Annotated in this window: 13 protein-coding genes and 1 other annotated feature; of the genes, 4 read left to right on the top strand and 9 right to left on the bottom strand. The window is 35.4% G+C overall.

The window, feature by feature from the left end; all coding sequences use genetic code 11:
• Positions 1-23 precede the first annotated feature (23 nt).
• Positions 24-1,067, bottom strand: a complete 1,044-nt coding sequence (locus tag DT250_RS05520) for an ArsR/SmtB family transcription factor (protein WP_098134090.1) — start codon at positions 1,065-1,067, stop codon at positions 24-26.
• A 163-nt stretch (positions 1,068-1,230) separates the two neighbouring features.
• On the opposite strand from DT250_RS05520, the gene DT250_RS05515 reads away from it, so the two are divergent.
• Positions 1,231-2,424 carry a nucleoside transporter C-terminal domain-containing protein gene (locus DT250_RS05515; protein WP_088609167.1) on the top strand — a complete coding sequence of 398 codons (1,194 nt, stop codon included), beginning with the start codon at positions 1,231-1,233 and terminating at the stop codon, positions 2,422-2,424.
• Between the two features lie 49 nt (positions 2,425-2,473).
• On the opposite strand, the gene DT250_RS05510 is transcribed toward DT250_RS05515, so the two are convergent.
• Together DT250_RS05510 and proB are read right to left on the bottom strand one after the other, a co-directional pair.
• Complete coding sequence (locus tag DT250_RS05510) at positions 2,474-3,721, bottom strand: glutamate-5-semialdehyde dehydrogenase (RefSeq protein WP_088609168.1); 1,248 nt, start codon at positions 3,719-3,721, stop codon at positions 2,474-2,476.
• 31 nt (positions 3,722-3,752) lie between these two features.
• Positions 3,753-4,856: a glutamate 5-kinase gene (gene proB, locus DT250_RS05505; RefSeq protein ID WP_088063803.1), complete on the bottom strand. Its 1,104-nt coding sequence runs from the start codon at positions 4,854-4,856 to the stop codon at positions 3,753-3,755.
• Positions 4,857-5,000: 144 nt separating this feature from the next.
• Positions 5,001-5,211, bottom strand: a binding site (T-box leader).
• Positions 5,212-5,550: 339 nt separating this feature from the next.
• Between proB and proC the strand changes: the two genes are divergently transcribed.
• A complete protein-coding gene (gene proC / locus DT250_RS05500) occupies positions 5,551-6,369 on the top strand; it encodes a pyrroline-5-carboxylate reductase (RefSeq protein ID WP_149212751.1) in 819 nt (272 codons plus the stop codon).
• 191 nt (positions 6,370-6,560) lie between these two features.
• Here the strand turns inward: proC and DT250_RS05495 are convergent, their stop codons facing one another.
• Both DT250_RS05495 and DT250_RS05490 read right to left on the bottom strand, forming a co-directional pair.
• Entirely contained in the window at positions 6,561-8,201 is a 1,641-nt protein-coding gene (locus tag DT250_RS05495; RefSeq protein WP_088063804.1) for a M20/M25/M40 family metallo-hydrolase, read from the bottom strand.
• 76 nt (positions 8,202-8,277) lie between these two features.
• Complete coding sequence (locus DT250_RS05490) at positions 8,278-9,027, bottom strand: IclR family transcriptional regulator (RefSeq protein ID WP_000250770.1); 750 nt, start codon at positions 9,025-9,027, stop codon at positions 8,278-8,280.
• A 270-nt stretch (positions 9,028-9,297) separates the two neighbouring features.
• Here DT250_RS05490 and DT250_RS05480 point away from each other — a divergent pair, with 270 nt between their 5' ends.
• Entirely contained in the window at positions 9,298-10,722 is a 1,425-nt protein-coding gene (locus DT250_RS05480) for an amino acid permease (RefSeq protein ID WP_098134097.1), read from the top strand.
• A gap of 297 nt (positions 10,723-11,019) precedes the next feature.
• Positions 11,020-11,367 (top strand): VOC family protein, encoded by a 348-nt coding sequence (locus tag DT250_RS05475; RefSeq protein WP_048560674.1) that lies wholly within the window; start codon positions 11,020-11,022, stop codon positions 11,365-11,367.
• Positions 11,368-11,572: 205 nt separating this feature from the next.
• Here the strand turns inward: DT250_RS05475 and DT250_RS05470 are convergent, their stop codons facing one another.
• From DT250_RS05470 to DT250_RS05455, 4 genes are all read right to left on the bottom strand, one after another.
• On the bottom strand, positions 11,573-12,751 hold the full coding sequence (locus tag DT250_RS05470; protein WP_149212750.1) for an RtcB family protein: 1,179 nt from the start codon (positions 12,749-12,751) through the stop codon (positions 11,573-11,575).
• A 281-nt stretch (positions 12,752-13,032) separates the two neighbouring features.
• Positions 13,033-14,064 carry a Delta(5) desaturase DesA gene (gene desA, locus DT250_RS05465; RefSeq protein WP_142291766.1) on the bottom strand — a complete coding sequence of 344 codons (1,032 nt, stop codon included), beginning with the start codon at positions 14,062-14,064 and terminating at the stop codon, positions 13,033-13,035.
• A 375-nt stretch (positions 14,065-14,439) separates the two neighbouring features.
• Positions 14,440-16,821 carry an immune inhibitor A domain-containing protein gene (locus tag DT250_RS05460; RefSeq protein WP_088609171.1) on the bottom strand — a complete coding sequence of 794 codons (2,382 nt, stop codon included), beginning with the start codon at positions 16,819-16,821 and terminating at the stop codon, positions 14,440-14,442.
• 302 nt (positions 16,822-17,123) lie between these two features.
• Positions 17,124-18,785: an alkaline phosphatase gene (locus tag DT250_RS05455; protein WP_088063809.1), complete on the bottom strand. Its 1,662-nt coding sequence runs from the start codon at positions 18,783-18,785 to the stop codon at positions 17,124-17,126.
• Between the last annotated feature and the right edge of the window lie 11 nt (positions 18,786-18,796).

The following is an 18,796-nucleotide window of genomic DNA, read 5'->3' as shown; positions in this document are numbered from 1 at the left end:
TCTATGTGCATTCTAGTTGCATATTATCTATTTAAAAACGCATCTAATTCTTTCGCTAACGACTGTACTGCTTTCTTTCTCAATACATATTTCCCGTCATGTATATCTACTAACTTCGCTGCACGTAACAATTTCAAATGATGGTGTACAGTCGATTTACCGAGTTGCAGTCTTTCTGTAATTTCCTGCAAAGTCCGTTCTTGTTCGAACAACATTTTTACAATGCGTAACCTCGCTTCATCCCCAAGTGCCTTATGTTTTTGAACTAAAAAATAATTCGGTTCATATAGATCTTCAGGATGGATGCTTTCGTTTGCGACTGGGTAATGAAATACTTTCGTATCTTCAATATCCGCCTCAATGTTCCACGGTCTGTACGTCATTTGCGGGATAAGAAGTACATAATGAACACTTGGTTCTGGCATATAGTTCACACCGCCAGTCGCCCACTCGACAAACTCTTCTGGTTTCATCTTTTTATTCATTTCATTTTTCGCTTCATAATCTCTTTGTAATATAGAAAGTATTTGCTCCTCCTCTTTCTGAATAACACTCTCATACCACCCTGTCATAACGGCTACTAAATGGTCCTTTAGTTTTTGCACATCGATATTACATATAAAACGAAGATACGTAGAGAAAAACTGATGATCTTGTGTCAGCTCCTCTAGTTCATATATTGCAGTTACGTCTCCACTTGCTGCTAAATATCTTTTCTTTTCATACTTCTCGCCTAAAAACGGTAAGCATATATATTTCAAATCTACTTCTGAAAGCGAATCGATTTTAGCATAAAACTGTGCTAAGTCCTGAAAATCCTCTTTATACAACAACTGAAGTAACGCTTTCCACGTATTATGTTCTTCTACAAACTGTAAGTGCTCTCTCATTTCTTCTGTTAATGATTCCTTAATTTCTTCCCATTCATTTTGACTCTTTTCAAGGGTATCGATTAACCTTTTATGAGTGATTGCCGCAATGCCAAGTGCGCATTCGAAAAGTATCGAATACTTCACTTGAACATGGTAAGTTTCCCTCTTTCTACTCGTTATGTGATAGACCTCCATTTTATCCCCTCCCTGTTTACTATATATTAAATTCTATTTTTATCGAATTATACCTTCTATATTTTTAGAATTAATGAAATTTAAGTTGAAATACATTCATTCTAAATTAAGAAGAATAGGAGCTTTTTTATATACAAATAATAACTTTCAAGGAGTTGTTGACATGTATTTTATATTAAATATGTTAGGGATTTTCATTGTAATCTTAATCGTTTTCCTCTGTTCGCCTAATAAAAAACATATAAAATGGAGACCAATCGTTATTCTAATCATATTAGAGCTCTTTATTACGTGGTTTATGTTAGGTACGAAGCTCGGTAGTATTATCATTAATAAAATTGCGTCATTTTTCAGTTGGCTACTGTCATGCGCGAATGAAGGTATTCGGTTTGCCTTTCCTTCCGCTATGGAAAATCAAACAATTGATTTCTTCTTTAGCGCATTACTTCCTATCATTTTCGTTATCACCTTCTTTGATATTCTTTCGTACTTCGGAATCTTAACTTGGATTATTGATAAAGTAGGTGCAGTTATTTCAAAGATTTCTCGTTTACCAAAGTTAGAAAGCTTCTTTTCGATTCAAATGATGTTTTTAGGAAACACCGAAGCACTTGCGGTTGTTCGTGATCAGTTATCTGTTTTAAAAGATAATCGTTTATTAACTTTTGGAATTATGAGTATGAGTAGCGTTAGCGGCTCCATTCTTGGCGCTTATTTATCTATGGTTCCAGCAACATATATTTTCAGCGCAATCCCTTTAAACTGTATTAACGCATTAATTTTAGCCAATGTTTTAAATCCTGTAGAAATTACGAAAGAAGAAGATGTCATATATACACCTTCAAAAGATGAAAAAAAAGATTTCTTTTCTACTATTTCAAACAGTATGTTAGTCGGGATGAATATGGTTATCGTTATTTTAGCTATGGTAATTGGTTATGTGGCATTAACTGCATGTTTAAATGGAATTTTAGGCTTTTTCGTCACAGGTTTAACAATTCAAAAAATCTTCTCCATTATCTTTAGCCCCTTTGCTTTTTTACTCGGTTTATCGGGCAGTGATGCGATGTATGTAGCTGAATTAATGGGGATCAAAATAACGACGAATGAATTTGTTGCAATGATGGATTTAAAATCGAACCTAAAGTCTTTACAACCACATACAGTTGCAGTTGCAACTACATTTCTAGCTTCTTTTGCTAACTTTAGTACAGTAGGTATGATTTACGGAACTTACAATTCATTATTTGGCGGAGAAAAATCAGCCATAATCGGTAAAAATGTGTGGAAGCTTCTCGTTAGCGGGATGGCAGTTTCCTTATTAAGCGCTATGCTTGTTGGACTATTTGTATGGTAAATATTCTTTAAAATAAAAGACACCCAATCGAATTGAGTGTCTTTTATTATTATTTTCGAATCTGACCATTTCCACGAATCACATATTTTGTAGAAGTTAATGCAGGAAGTCCCATCGGTCCCCTTACGTGTAGTTTTTGTGTACTGATGCCAATTTCTGCGCCGAATCCGAATTCAGATCCATCAGTAAAACGAGTGGATGCATTATGATACAGTGCAGCCGCATCAACAGATGTGAAGAACTTATTGACGTTTTCCTCGTTTTCTGAAATAATCGCTTCGGAATGCATAGAACCATACGTATTTATGTGATGAATCGCTTCTTCTATAGAAGAAACTACTTTCACTGCCAGTGTGAGAGATAAAAATTCTGTTTCCCAGTCTTCTTCTGAAGCAAGTACAATTGAAGAATCAATAGCCAATGCTCTCTGATCACCGCGTAGCTCCACACCTTTTTCCTTCAAAGTTGAAAACAGCTCGCTACCAAATTGATGCGCCCACTTCTCATGAAGTACAATCGTTTCAATGGCATTACATACAGATGGACGCTGCGTTTTTGCATTTATAATAATATCAATTGCCATTTGCTTATCCGCTGTTTCATCAATGAAAATATGACAATTTCCCGCACCTGTTTCAAGTACTGGAACAGAAGCTTCTCTCACTACCGTATCAATTAATTGTTTGCCACCTCTTGGAATAAGAACGTCTAGGTAATCATTCATTGTAAACAACTGCTTTGCGCTATCCCGTGTTGTGTCTTCTATAAGCTGTACACTTTCTTCTGGCAAGCTTGTTTGTTTAAGCGCTCGGTGAATAACTTCAACAATAGCTTTGTTAGAATTAATAGCAGAAGAACTACCACGTAATATAACTGCGTTTCCTGTTTTCAAGCAAATCGTAGCAGCATCTACTGTTACATTTGGCCTTGCCTCATAAATCATCCCAACAACACCAAGTGGTACACGCATCTCCTGAATAGATAGTCCATTTGGTCGCTCCCATTCACTTACACGTTCTCCAACTGGATCACGTAATTCGATTAACTGCTTAATCCCCTCTGCCATATCAACAATTCGTTGTTCAGTTAGCATAAGTCGATCAATGAGAGAATCGGAAAATCCTTTCGCCTTACCTTCTTCAATATCCCGTTTGTTTTCCTTTAAAATATAGGCTGTTTCTACTATTAGCCTTTCAGCAAGTGCAGCAAGTGCTTCGTTTTTTTGACTTGTAGATTTTAGTACAAGTTCTCTAGCAATTTCTTTCGCTTTTTTTCCCTTTGCCAACACTTCATTCATCTTCATTTCCTCCTTTTTAACATCACTATTCTTAAAGTGACACCCAATAATCTCTATGAATGACTTCATAATTATGCCTTTCGCCTCTTGCTTGAATATGTTGACTTTGCATACCTTTTATCTCTCTTAATTCCTCTGCGCTATATGTGCATTGTCCTTTTCCAATTACGCGCCCTTGTTGCGTCATTACTTCTACGACATCGCCAACTTGGAAAAATCCTGAAACATTTGTAACGCCAGCAGGAAGAAGACTCTTACCATGCTGAATGATAGCAGTAGCTGCTCCAGCGTCTACTTCAATTTGTCCGCTAACAAGCGAATGCAACGCGATCCATTGCTTGTTCATCTTCATCTCTTTTTGAGGGGCATTTCCGACATACGTACCATCACCTTTGCCCTTCAAAACATCTACAAACTTCTCTTGTCCACGTCCTGTTCCGATAAATACACTCACGCCAAGAGAAAGTGCTGTCTTCGCAGCATCAATTTTTGATTTCATACCGCCAGTCCCAAGTTTGGACCCAGCATCTCCTGCAAGAGAAGCAATCTCTTCCGTAACTTCAGGAAGGAAATAATATTTTTTCGCATCCGCATTTTTCTGTGGATTTTTGTCATATAAACCGTTCACATCCGTAAAAATCATAAGCATATCTGCCGAAACAAGTCCGCTTACTAAAGCTGACAGCATATCATTATCACCGAACGTTAGCTCCTCTAATGAGATGGAATCATTTTCATTAATGATTGGTAGAGCAGAACGGTTTAGTAACTCTCCTAAAGTAGCGTAAGCATTACTATATTGTTCTTTTCTAGAAAAATCACTTCTCGTCAGCAATAGTTGCGCTGTAACGATGCCATATTTACGAAATTCCTCCGTGTACGCCTGCATTAACAAACTTTGTCCAACAGCCGCAGCAGCCTGTTTTCCTTTAATTGTCACAGGTCTGGTAGGATATCCTAGAGCCGAAAAACCTGCAGCGACAGCCCCAGATGTAATTAACAAAACTTCATGCCCTTCCTCTTTCAATCGAGCCAATGCGGCAACGTGATCTGAAAGTTGTTCTTTAGAAATGCCTCCGTGACTATCTGCCAAGGAACTACTCCCAATCTTTACAACAATTCGTTGTTTTTTCATTTTTTTATCCCCCAAGTCTAAAATCAAAGTTTTTTATAAATTACACTTCTATTCATATAGCTTGCAGCGATTCTATTCTTTTCAATGCTGCGCCTAGCCTATTTAAGAGCAAAATAAAAATGACCGCTTCGCCCTTAATAAAATAAAAAGGACGAAACGGTCATTGTTCCGCGGTACCACCTTAATTGATATACATAGATATCCACTTGGCGCCTATAACGCAGGCGAACGCCTAAACTTTCATTTAAGACTCAGGGATAGGTTCGATATATTCTATACGAGGAATCTTTCAGCCGGTGAATTCCACTCTCTTTCGCAAGAAGACATATGTACTATTTCCCTTCAACGATTTTCGGTTTAATTTTTTATATTATGCGATATAATTTGATTTGGTGTCAAGAAGTATTTTTAAAAATAAATAGAGCGGTAAGTTACTTGTATGAAATTATTACAGTACTGAATGAAAATACAAATCGATATAAGTTTAACTCATATTCATCAACATAAAACCTAAAATTAAAGTGTATATATTTACATAATGTCGAATATAATTGATTTTTATCTTTTGGTGTTGCAAAAAGGAATATATTCTCTTAGAATGTTTCTTTATATTACATAAAGATGTTATTGTTATTTTAAGATAGCAATTTCAAAATGATATAATTTATTATAAAAGGAGCAAGATTGAGTTATTATGGATAAACAAATTGGATTTATCGGTTGCGGAAATATGGGAATGGCTATGATTGGTGGGATGCTACACAAAAATATAGTGTCTGCAAATAATATTATTTGTTCGGATTTAAACACTACGAATTTAAAAAATGCTAGTGAAAAATATGGGCTAACTACAACTACTGACAACAATGAAGTAGCTAAAAATGCTGATATTTTAATTTTATCAATTAAACCAGACCTATACACATCAATCATTAACGAAATAAAAGAAGTAATCAAAAACGATGTTATCATCGTAACGATCGCTGCCGGGAAAAGCATTAAAAGTACTGAAGAAGCTTTTGCTAAAAAATTAAAGGTTGTAAGAGTAATGCCTAACACCCCTGCTCTTGTTGGAGAAGGAATGTCTGCATTATGCCCTAATGAAATGGTGACAGAAAAAGATTTAGAAGATGTGCTAAACATTTTCAATAGCTTTGGTCAAACAGAGATCGTAAGCGAAAAATTAATGAACGTTGTAACATCTGTAAGTGGTTCGTCGCCAGCATACGTATATATGATTATAGAAGCGATGGCAGATGCAGCTGTATTAGATGGTATGCCTAGAAATCAAGCATATAAATTCGCTGCTCAAGCTGTGTTAGGTTCTGCAAAAATGGTACTAGAAACAGGCATACATCCAGGTGAATTGAAAGATATGGTTTGTTCTCCTGGCGGAACAACGATAGAAGCTGTAGCAACATTAGAGGAAAAAGGATTACGAACTGCAATTATTTCGGCAATGCAGCGCTGTACACAAAAGTCTGTTGAACTATCTGGGCAAACGAAAAAGTAAAACTATAAAAGAGATCACGTTAGCTTTGAATTTAGTTTGAAAACGGTGGATTACATACTCTCTCGCTTGCACTAAATGATAAACGGACAAACTCATAGATACTTGAGTTTGTCCGTTTTTTTGATTATACTACAATAATTTTATTTGTATCTTCTTTTGAAATTTCAGTTTTATCCCTTCCTTATTCTCTACTATGATTGTGTAATTTTATTAGAAACTAATAATTTTTCAATGCATTTCGGTAACATATCTAATAGCGTTTCAAATGCGTAATTTACATCTAAACGTTCTGTCCATTGATGTGCATCTTTTCCTACCGGCCCCATATTTAATACCGGAACGTCAAACTCTTCTAGATCCTGAAGTGGAATCGAATAACCTTTATCCCATAATGGCATATTGTCTACAAGTGAACTCATTGAATCTAGTGGATTCTGTAAGCCCACATAGCTCAAATCTGAAATTCCCCCAAAATAGTTTTGGTTTTCAAATGTAATGTTATGATTGTAGTGAGCATACTTTTCCATTTCTGCAACTACATCTTTAATTAACGGATTGTTGCGTGAACTTACAGCTGGATAATATGGTGGAGCAAAGAAAAGTACAATCATCGGCGCCTTTTCTTTACATAAAATAGATAGTTTATCTACTAAATCAATTGTTACCGCACGATCATCTTTATCTTCTCTATTTTTTATTATATTAGATTGAATATCATCTATTTTCTCTTGCCCATGTTGTTCAATTGCATAAGCGATAAGCTCTTCATACGTTAATACATTTACTTTCATATTAGGCGGTATAAACGGATTATATTTAGAAAAACGATATGCTTGCTTCTCGTATGATTCTTCTATTTTCTCTGCTACTTTCGTTACTTTTTGACGTAACATTGAAACGACGTCTGTCATCGTTTTTTCCAGTAAAAACAAATTGAATAATGTGACTGCACGATGCGGAATTTGTACAGAATAATCCTCCTTTAAATCACGTTGAAGTAAGTTAGTTGGGGGAGGACTCGCTTCTCCTTCTACAACATCACAAAGGTCCGTATTCAATTCTAATTCAGCCGTTAATAAAGCAGCCATATAACTCCCATTTAAGCCTGCAAATGGTTCACCCACATGTGTTTCTTTACCATAGCAAAGAAATCCAGGTAACACTTTACCAATAGAACCAGTATAAATATACTTATTTTGGTCACCAGGATGTCGTGAAAACATAGGCTCTGAATTTAATACCGTTTTATAATCCAAGTTATGTTCTCTTGCTAACTCTAGTAGTCTTGGAACAGCAGCCCTCATCCCTACAGAGTTTACTTCTTCATCTGGAACAGCTAATAAAAGAACATTCCCGTCAAATCTTCCTTCACAGGCTTGCTCAATCATTGCCATTTGTAATGTGAGGCCGCATTTCATATCCATTGTTCCTCTGCCAAACAGCCAATCTCCTTGTTCTATATCTTCACGTACATGGTCTGGTAATTCATCTTTATGAGAATAAAACATAGATGTTAACTTTTTAGGATTAAATGCATCTTCTTTCCAAACTCCGTAATCTTGCACATCTACAACATCAAAGTGACTAACTAAAATTACGGTATTTTTTGTACTATCGCTTTTCTTCACTAGGGCTGTAACAAAATATCGTCCGTCCCCCGTCGGATTTTTTTGCAAATGATGTGGGTTTTCTTTGAAGTACTGTAAATCAGATAATTGTTCCACAACAAAGTCTGGCAATATCACTTCAGCTTCTGTACCTGTAATACTAGGAATTTCAACAAGACTGCTTAATAATTGAATCAATTGTTCTTTTGATTGCCACTTTGACATATAAATCCCCCTATTTTTTCCGCATTATGAAAATGAATTCCAGTATATGAATAAAAAATGACGACAGTTATCAAAATTATAGTTCTGATGTACTGCCGATTTTTATTGATATTTCATGAGCTGCTTGTTTTACCTTACTAATAAGAAAAGATAGTCGATCATCATTTATGCGATGACTAATTAACCCAACACTTAATGCTCCTACTACTTTATGATTAAATCCGATAATAGGTGCAGCTACTGAAGCTGTCCCTTCTGTTTTTTCACCATAACTTACCGCATATCCTTCAGTTTTTATTTGCTTTATTTGATCTAAAAGAATGTGCTTTTGTTCTGGTAATGAAGAAAGTAAATGTTCTACAATATGTTCCATTTCATTCGTTTTCATATTGGCAAGCATCGTTTTATTTGCAGCACCTATTGAAAGTGGAATTTGTTCCCCTAAATTATCAATAACTCGAATTTTTAAAGGGCTATCCATTCTTTCAATGATAATAGAATGTGTTCCATTTGGAATGTTCAAATAAACACTCTCTTCCACTTCAGAGGCTAACCGCTTCATCACTTCTCTTGCAACTGATCTGTAGTCTACCTTCTCCAATTGACGTAATCCTATTTCCATCCACATTGGCCCAATTTTGTACTGTTTCGTTTCTGAAATTTGCGTAACTAACCCATGCTCGATTAAAGAGTTAAGTAATCTATGTACTGTACTAACTGGGAGATGTGTTCTGTCCGCTATATCAGAAATTGCCCAATACTCTTTTTCATTAGTAGAATTTAACAACTTTATAATACTTATCGCTCTATCAATGGACTGCACCATAATAACTCACCTCAGCTTGACTTGTAATATGCTAGTTCGCTCAATTACCTATCAATTTAACAAAAATTTAAAATGAAATCAATCTATTTATTCAATTTTCTAAAAATAAAAATATGCCACTGATAACAATTTGTAAGCGCGAACAAAAAAATATTGACTTTTCTTTTTAATTATCTGAAAATTATAACAAGATTTCACATCACGGAATACATTCCACAATACGGAAAAACATCAAACTTCATTCTATCAACTACGAAAGTGAGGAAAACAATGACGCAAGTAAGTAATACAAACAATGAATTAAAACGTACGATGAAAAGTAGACACTTATTCATGATTGCACTCGGTGGTGTGATTGGAACGGGATTATTTAACGGATCTGGTTTTATTATAAGTCAAGCTGGACCTGGTGGATCCGTACTTGCCTTTATGGCTGGTGGATTATTAATGTATTTCGTTATGCTTTGTCTTGGTGAACTTGCTGTAGCCATGCCTGTTTCAGGTTCTTTTCAGGAATATGCAACTAAGTTCATCAATCCTGCAACTGGCTTTACAATCGGATGGTTGTATTGGTTAAGCTGGGCGAATACGACCGGTCTTGAATTTACAACTGCCGGCATTACAATGCAGCGCTGGTTTCCTAATATTCCTGTTTGGGTTTGGTGTTTAATATTTGGCGTTACTATCTTCACTATTAACGCATTATCTGCTCGTAGTTATGCAGAAACAGAATTTTGGTTTTCAAGTATAAAAGTATCTGCCATTATAGCTTTTATTATCCTTGGCGGTGCCGCTATGTTCGGTTTTATTGACTTAAAAGGCGACGAACCAGCCCCGTTATTATCAAATTTCGTAAATCATGGCGGTTTATTCCCAAATGGACTTGCAGCTATTCTATTAACAATGGTTACAGTCAATTATTCCTTCCAAGGTACAGAACTTGTCGGAATCGCAGCAGGTGAAAGTGAAGATCCAGCAAAAACTTTACCTCGTTCTATTAGAAATATTATATGGCGCACGATGTTTTTCTTCGTCTTAGCAATCTTTGTTCTTGTTGCTTTAATTCCTTGGGAAGAAGCAGGATTAACAAAGAGCCCATTCGTTGCTGTATTTGATAATATCGGTATTCCATATGCAGCTGATATTATGAATTTTGTTATTCTTACTGCTGTTCTTTCTGTCGCAAACTCTGGACTGTACGCCGCAACTCGCATGCTTTGGTCATTATCAAAAAATGAAATGGCTCCGGCCTTTTTAAAAAAATTATCTTCACGAGGAATACCTTTAAACGCTTTAATTTTGACAATTTCTATTTCTGCTTTTTCTCTTTTAACAAGCGTTGTAGCTGCTGAAACAGTTTACTTATGGTTAATTTCCATTTCTGGCGTCATTACAATCATTGTTTGGATGTCAATTTGTGTCTCTCAATTCTTTTTCCGTAAACATTATTTAGCAGACGGTGGAAAATTAGAAGACTTAAAATTTAAAACTCCACTTTATCCACTTGTACCAATTCTTGGTTTTGGATTGTATGGCATTATATTAATCAGTCTTATTTTTATCCCAGAACAACGACTTGGAATCTATTGCACTGTACCGTTTATCGTTTTTTGCTATACCTACTATCACTTTAAAGTTAAGAAAAGAATTGCTACTAACACTCATAGTGAAAGTAAAATTAGCGAGACTATGTAATACTATACTTATATATAAAAGACCGCACATGGCTTTCATTTCATATGCGGTCTTTTATCATTGGCATTTGTTCTATTCCCTTTTCATTCATTACCTCATACGATTCAGTGTTACTATATACCTTTACTTGGATTGCAAGTTCTTTGAAAAGTGATACCAATTTCCATAATGCGGTAAATACTACAATACTAGTAATTGGATTTTTTCACTTTTAATACGTTATTGATTTTCTTTACTGTTTTGATATATTGAATATATATTGCTTAAAAATTTAAAAAAAGACAGGAGTTATCTACAATGATAAAAGGTTTCGGGGGAATATTTTGGAGAACTAAAAATCTTGATGTTATAAAAAAATGGTACAGTGAAGTGTTGAAAATTGAAATAGAAGATTGGAATGGGACTGTGATTAAACCCCAATTAGGAAATGAGACTATTTTTTCTTTCTTTACCGAAAATGATAATTATTTTCCAATAGAACAGCAAGTGATGTTAAATTTTGAAGTACATAATTTAAATGAGACTATTCAGCATCTTGAACATATTGGTGTACCTCTTGAAAAGAAAGAAGAAATTAGTGAATTCGGAAAGTTTATTTGGATTAAAGATCCTGAAGGTCGTCTAATTGAGCTTTGGGAGAAATAGACGGTTATAATCCTTTGCTATTAAGCTAACGGTTGCTTTCATTCAACAAAATAAATAAAAAAGTCGATTCCTTAACTCCACAGGAAATCGACTTCTTCTATCCCATCGCAATAAAATGGAACTACTTCCCTTGATTAGATTGTTTTCGAACAAAAGATACGAAAAATAGTTTTTTCTGGCTGCTTATTTATCCCTTCTAATTCGCTTAAAAATTATATAATGGCTTAATAATGTGCTTTATATCTATTGTTTCTTTTGTATTTTCTATAATTTCATCCATTGGCTTGTATACCATTGGTGCCTCATCAATTGTGCTCTCTACTACCGATGTAGTCCAAACCTCTTTCATCGTATTTTGGAAGTCCTCTAGACTCAATAATTCTTTAGCCTTCTTACGACTCATGATACGTCCTGCCCCATGCGGACCAGAAAAGTTCCAGTCTGGATTACCTTTACCAAATGCAATAATTGAACCATCTCTCATGTTAATTGGAATAATTACTCGTTCATCTTTCTGAGCTGAAATAGCACCTTTTCGTAGAATCATATTTTCCATGTCAATATAGTTATGTATTGTAGTAAATTGATCAGTTACTTTCCAATCCATTTTAGTGACAATTTCATCAATCATTGCTTTACGATTGAACTCAGCATACTTTTGGGCAATATTCATGTCATTCATATAATCTTTGAATCCTTCTCCTTCTAAATAAGCTAGTTCTTTACGAATCTGTGGCTTCTTAATTCCACGTAAAGTTTCTTGTATTTCTTTTTCTCTCCCCTCTTTAGTTAATCTCTTAATAATCTCATCCTTCATTGATGTAACATGAATTAGTTGTTCATACGCGAAGTTCTGGTAATACTCTGCTATTTGTTTACCTAAATTACGAGAACCACTATGAATGACAATATATACATTTCCTTTATCATCTTCATTTAATTCAATGAAATGATTTCCTCCTCCAAGAGTACCTATACTTTTTTGAGCTCGTTGTAATGTATATGGGGCCTTCACACCATCAAAATCAATCATTTTTGAGAATCGATGTTCTTTATCTCGGATATGAAAACCACTTGGAACAAATTTACGAATCGTTTCGTCTAAGTAATCGAAATTAATTTCTACTTTTTTCTTATCAATCACAACAACTTCCATACCACAACCAATGTCTACCCCTACAAGATTAGGAACAATTTTATCTTGTATTGTCATTGTTGTCCCAATCGTGCAACCTGCTCCTGCATGTGTATCTGGCATAATACGAATTTGACTATCCTTTACGAATTCTTGGTTACAAAGATCAATAATCTGCCCAGTTGCAGTCTCATCAACGTTATTCGTAAATACTTTTGCTTCATTGTATTTTCCTTGTAATTTCAACATCTTTCATGTCCCCTTCCTTTTGAAAGAATTATTTTATTACGTTGTATGTGTTCTTATAATTACTATCATCCACCTTCTGCTTTCCAATATATATGTACTATATCTTTCACTATAAAAAAAATTATAATGATTCATTTTGTTTACATAATATAATTACTGTCTCTTTATATTTATACCTACACATAAGTATTCCTCCTCCTAAATATCGATCATATAATAATTAAATAAAAACTCCCCTTAAATCGAAAATGATTAAGGAGAGTTTTTTATTTACGATGAAATTATAGTTCAGATTTCACTCGAACAGAAACATTGTTTTTAATTATTTTTTTGAATTCTTTAAAGGTAACAAAATTGTTACTTTTCTCATCCCAAAGACGAAAACGGAGTGATCGTAAGCTTGTAGCAAGTGTAATCGTTGGTACATTTTTTAACGGAAGCGTATTATTGTGTGCCTCTTCTAGTTTATAGTTAGGTACTCTTGGACTTAAATGGTGAACATGATGGAATCCAATATTACCAGTTAGAAATTGCAAGATTTTTGGAAGTTTATAAAATGAACTTCCTTCCACTGCCGCTTTCACATATTCCCAATCTTTATCCTCTTCAAAATAAGAATCTTCGAATGTGTGCTGTACGTAAAACAGCCAAATTCCTACTGAACCCGCTATTAAGAATATCGTACCATGCACTAACAGAAACGATTGCCACCCAATTGCCCAGCAAAGTATAGCTATTAAAGCAACGATTATAATATTCGTCAAATACGTATTCATACGTTCTTTCTGTCTAGCACCTTTTCGGTTAAATCTATTTTTAAATAAGAAAACATAAATCGGACCTAATCCAAACATAACGAATGGATTGCGATATAAGCGATATGCTAAACGAAGTCTAAATGGCGCAGCTAAATATTCATCCACTGTAAGCGTCCAAATATCTCCTGTACCTCTCTTATCCAAATTACCACTTGTAGCGTGATGAATAGAATGCTCATGTCCCCATTGATCAAACGGGAATAAAGTTAACACACCCATACATGTCCCTACGATTCTATTTGCAGGTCGACTTTTAAAGAATGAATAATGGGTACAATCATGAAAAATAATGAAAATCCGTGTCATAAAACCCGCGGCTAACAGAGATGGAACTACCGATAACCAATAAGAAACGGACAAACTTTTATAAGCAAGGTACCATAAAATAATGAACGGCACAATTGTGTTAATAAGTTGCCACACACTTTTTTTAATCGTTGATTTTTCATACGGAGCAACTTGTTTTTTTAAATTTTTAGTATTTTCTAATGTCATTGGTCTAATTCCTTTCCTTTATGTTGCTAATTCACATTATAGCATACTATTAGTATCAGGTGTTAAAAGTAGCTGTAATAAATATTATATAATATAAAAATCTCTTTTTTCTTACTCATTACTTACAAATTACTTACGGTCAAAAAAACTTATAGAATCGGACTGATGGAGCATTTCAATTATAAAAGAAACATCTATTTTTTCCAATAAACATATATAAAAGCAGAGGACTTTTTCACTTCTGCACATCTTTTCATTTTTTTAAATGGTAATTTTTTTCGATTTGTATTTATGTAACAGTTTTTTCTCAAAAGAAGAAAAGAGCTGCCATAAGTCAGGTTTCACCGACTTATGGCAGCTCCTTTTCATTTTATTTTAGCGATGGATCCAAACTGCACCTGCAGACTTGTCTTCAGCTTGACCTACTACTTCAAACTTCAATCCAAGTTTCGGCAACTTACGTCCGGCATCTGGAATAACACTGTTGATGTATTGCTTAGAATCATCAAATTTCGCAACGCCTGGCAATCCTTTATAATCAAAGATACCGCGAGTTGGCGAATTTACTTTCCATGCTGGCGTTTGATCAAATGAGAATGCCGCATCGGCAATTTGATAACGCGTACTGCTCTTCACAGTTGGTTGTCCATTTAATGTTCCTACGATTGCCTCTGGATGAGAATCTACTACCCCAAGGAATCCTTCGCCTGGATGAACGCCTACCCAGTTATCTGTAAAGCTTTGATCCGCATACCATACAACCATTCCTGTATTAAATACTGGACCACGTGCATGTTGTAGCGCCGTGTCAGACCCAGCGTAATTTCGCCACTCGATATAGTAGTTATGTTTTTTCTGTTCAAATCCGTTAGACACAGTAAATCCTTTTAGCGTCATTGCTGGCTGTCCTTCTGCATCATCAGAGAAAACAACTTTTCCATCTACAGTTAATGCTGCATTGTCTAACGCAAATCCTTTATAAGCTACTGCAATATCTGTTACATACTCAAATTGCAGTTTTACTTTCTTTCCTTTAAATTGGCTTAAATCGTATGATTTATCAACCCACTTACCATCTGTTGTATCTACGCCGCCTTTTACATCTTTTTCGCCCATTCTATCAATACGTGTCTTCGTTCCATCTTCTGCAATCGCATTTACGTCAAGGAAATCATACTTCGCTTCCAATTCATAAAACGCCTTATAATCAAACTTAGCATCCGTTGCAGTCGTTAAGTCAAATACTGGTGTCTCAAGTGTTGTATGAATGTCATTTCCTTTTGTGCTGTAATAAAACTTCTTACCAAATGCTGATTCGATATTTTTTATATCTTTGTCTGGCAAGTTAACACGAACGATTCCTGGTCGTTTTGATTTTGTAACACTTTGATCTAAAAATGTTGCAGTACCGATTCCTGTGCGCAGTTTATCATAATCTACCTCAACGATATTCGCCCAGTTACCCTTCATATTCTTTTGGAAAAACTCTTTATTTTGTGGCGAGAAACTTGTTGGCTCTGTTCCCGCAATTTTTCCAGCCCAGCTACCGCCGCTCATAAGGGACCATGATTCAACAGGTTCACCTTGCCCTGAATACTTTGTATCATATTCATCAGGTAAGCCTAAATCATGACCGTACTCATGTGCAAACACACCAACTGCTCCGTCTTCAGGCTCAATTGTATAATCATATGCAGCCATCTTTCCGCCCCAATTTGAAACTGAAGATTTTGTACCATCAATTGCATATGGCTTTGAGCCTAGTTTTGAACGATGAGACCAAATCGCATCATCTTTCAATTTGCCGCCGCCAGCTTCTTGACCTACGCCCGCATGTACAACCATTAAATGATCAATAATTCCATCTGGCTCGTTTTTATTTCCATCACCATCTTGATCGTATTGATCAAATTGATCATAATCAGCTAAATTAATGCCTTTTGCTACCGCTGCTTTTAATGCTTCTTTCACAAAATCTTTTGGTCCTAAAGGCCCCTTGTTATCATGACCAGTACCCGCATCCGCACCATAATCTGACGCTTTCCCTGGAACAGTAAGCCATTCTGTTACAGTTCCATCAACTGTGTAGCTTCCGCCAGATTGTTCTTCATAATATTGTTTAAATGTATTAATCTTCGATCCATCAAATAACGTAAATGGCTCATCACCAAATAACATTTTTTGATAATGTTCACGATTAAAGTCCTTAGAATACATATAACCCGGTTCTTGATCAATATTATTATGCTTAAAATCGCTAAATTCTACGAGTAAAACAAGTACTTTATCTTTTCGAACAGCTCCATTGTACTCAGCTTGCTTCGCTGGTGTAGTAGGTACTTTTCCATTTAATTTTCTAGAATTCAATCCTGCATCTTGTCCAGCAACTGGTCCTACTTCTGGTTGCTGCGCCTGTTCATTCTCCTTCATTTTTGCATCTTTTACTTTTTTCATAAAATCTGAAGCTTCTTGCGTAAGGTTATCTCCTGTCAAGATTTCTTTTCCAGGGTTTTCCCCTTTCTTTTTCTCAACATATTTTTCGACAGCCTTTGATGTCTCGACTTGTGATGCAGATTGATCAATTACTCCCCGTTGTTTCAGCGCTTCTGCCAAACGTTCCTCTGGTATTAAGTGCTCATCTATTGGTAGAGATGATGTCGGTGTCTCAGCATACGCTGCATGACCTCCAAAAGCAAACGTACCACTTAGTACTGCTGCTGTTGTTAATACCGCTAATGGTTTTAATTTCTTTTTCAATGTATTTCCTCCCCAGTGTCTGCAAATTATCGTTTTTTGCCGATAACAACATAATATTCGTTATAATACGAATATTCAATCTTTTTCAACAAAGAGAATGTTGAGAAATATTTTTTTAGGCAGGGCGAAAAATATATGATAGCAATAGGTCTAATATTGCAAAATCCTCATTCACAATAACTTATAAACGTAGAGAATATTTTTGTAGAAACAGCGATTCTCTTTACTCTTGTTTTCGAATGAATTTTCATCTACACAAAAAATGCCAATTCCTAAGTACTTGCTAAGGAATTGGCATTTTTTTAACGAGAATGCTTTATGAATAAGCGGATTGCTTCTTCTGGTATATAGAACTTGCCATTGCTTTCTACAACGACACTACCTAATTCATATTCTTTATTCTTAATACGAATTATATTTTTATTTACAAATAATTGAGCTTTTACATTATTACGTTTTACTATGAGCACCGGGTTTTCTGCATCAGTATTATCTATTGCTACTGTTGCACCTTTTCGTTTAAAGGCTAATTCACTCTCTACAAATAATTTGTTTGTTACTTCTTCTAAGTTAAAGTCCATTGCTTTCGCCATCGTCTTCGCAATGTCTGTGTTTTGGATCAAACCTTTTGGCTTTTGAGGACCGTAAGAATATAAAAACACATCCTCACCTGTATGGCCTCCTGTTGTGAAGCCTATGTTCGCATGATTGGCCAATAATGTAGTAAGTATTGGACCTACATCCGATTTCTTTTTTGCTGCTTTTACTCTTTCTTTTTCATCATAAGTTAAATTGTCCAAACCGTATAATTTAGCTACATCTTCTACATTTGATAAATCAGATTTTAGTTTATTTGTAGCACCTTCAAGTGTCATTTTCGATTTTTTTAATGGACCAATGTATGCAGAGACCGGCGTAATATTATAGCCTTTTGTCGTATTCGCATTCCCAATAGAAATACCGCTGTTACCATGATCAGTTACAGCTATTAACATCGTATTACCATCTTTTTTTGCAAATTCCAATGCTTCTGCAACTGCGTTATCAAATGCTAATACATCACTAATCATCCCTATTGGATCGTTCACATGAGCTGCCCAGTCTGGCTTACTTCCCTCTACAAATAAAAAGAAACCATCTTTATCTTTTGATAGAGTTTGAATTGCTTTTTCCGTCATTTGAGAAAGTGTTGGTTGCTCCGGATTTGTTGCTTCACGATCCATATCAAACGCAAGAGCATTATGTGAGAAAGAGCCCCAAATTTTCTTAGATTTAGAGTTCAATAATGCATCTTTCGTTTCAACAAAGTCGTATCCTTTGTTTTGAATCACCTTTACTAAATCTTCACCATCTTTTCTTTTTATAGGTAGCAGTGCCTCTTTTCCCCCACCTAATACGACATCTATATTTTGATACACTTGCTGCTCCGCAATTACGTCAAAACGCTTACGGTTAATATGGTGAGCAGAAAATCCAGCGGGAGTAGCATGCTGAATTTCAGCTGTAGCAACTATTCCAGTTGCGCGACCAGTGCGTTTGGCACCTTCTAAAACATTGGCAACTGGACGTAACTTGTCCTCTTCTTTGATTGATTTTAAGCCAGGTGAACTTACAATAGAAGGTAATATACCTACATATCCTGAATTCGATTTATTCCCCGTCGCTAAAGCTGTAGCTGCTGGGGCTGAGTCTGTTATAGCTGATTCCGCCGAATAGGTACGAACTCCTCCTGTTACAATTTCATCTAGTGCAAGTGGTTTCCCTTTATACAAGCGAGCTAATGTCGTTGCTGAAGAACTCGTTCCGTCCATAACCATTATGATTACATTTTTCGGTTGCCGTTCTACTTGTTTCACCTTAGCTTCCACCGTATGATAATTCATCATGCTTTCCGTACATAACATACTTAGTGTGATTGTTCCTACTAACAGTAACCTTTTCATCAATAAACCCAAATTCGACATTGTTGTTCCTC

Source organism: Bacillus sp. AR2-1 (assembly GCF_008368755.1).
Classification (GTDB): Bacteria; Bacillota; Bacilli; order Bacillales; family Bacillaceae_G; genus Bacillus_A; species Bacillus_A wiedmannii.
This window is presented reverse-complemented; position numbering and strand designations above follow the sequence as displayed.

Coding starts and splice junctions, on each gene's coding strand:
- DT250_RS05520 (WP_098134090.1), bottom strand. CDS start 1,067: ATGGAGGTCTATCACATAACGAGTAGAAAGAGGGAAACTTACCATGTT.
- DT250_RS05515 (WP_088609167.1), top strand. CDS start 1,231: ATGTATTTTATATTAAATATGTTAGGGATTTTCATTGTAATCTTAATC.
- DT250_RS05510 (WP_088609168.1), bottom strand. CDS start 3,721: ATGAATGAAGTGTTGGCAAAGGGAAAAAAAGCGAAAGAAATTGCTAGA.
- proB (WP_088063803.1), bottom strand. CDS start 4,856: ATGAAAAAACAACGAATTGTTGTAAAGATTGGGAGTAGTTCCTTGGCA.
- proC (WP_149212751.1), top strand. CDS start 5,551: ATGGATAAACAAATTGGATTTATCGGTTGCGGAAATATGGGAATGGCT.
- DT250_RS05495 (WP_088063804.1), bottom strand. CDS start 8,201: ATGTCAAAGTGGCAATCAAAAGAACAATTGATTCAATTATTAAGCAGT.
- DT250_RS05490 (WP_000250770.1), bottom strand. CDS start 9,027: ATGGTGCAGTCCATTGATAGAGCGATAAGTATTATAAAGTTGTTAAAT.
- DT250_RS05480 (WP_098134097.1), top strand. CDS start 9,298: ATGACGCAAGTAAGTAATACAAACAATGAATTAAAACGTACGATGAAA.
- DT250_RS05475 (WP_048560674.1), top strand. CDS start 11,020: ATGATAAAAGGTTTCGGGGGAATATTTTGGAGAACTAAAAATCTTGAT.
- DT250_RS05470 (WP_149212750.1), bottom strand. CDS start 12,751: ATGTTGAAATTACAAGGAAAATACAATGAAGCAAAAGTATTTACGAAT.
- desA (WP_142291766.1), bottom strand. CDS start 14,064: ATGACATTAGAAAATACTAAAAATTTAAAAAAACAAGTTGCTCCGTAT.
- DT250_RS05455 (WP_088063809.1), bottom strand. CDS start 18,785: ATGTCGAATTTGGGTTTATTGATGAAAAGGTTACTGTTAGTAGGAACA.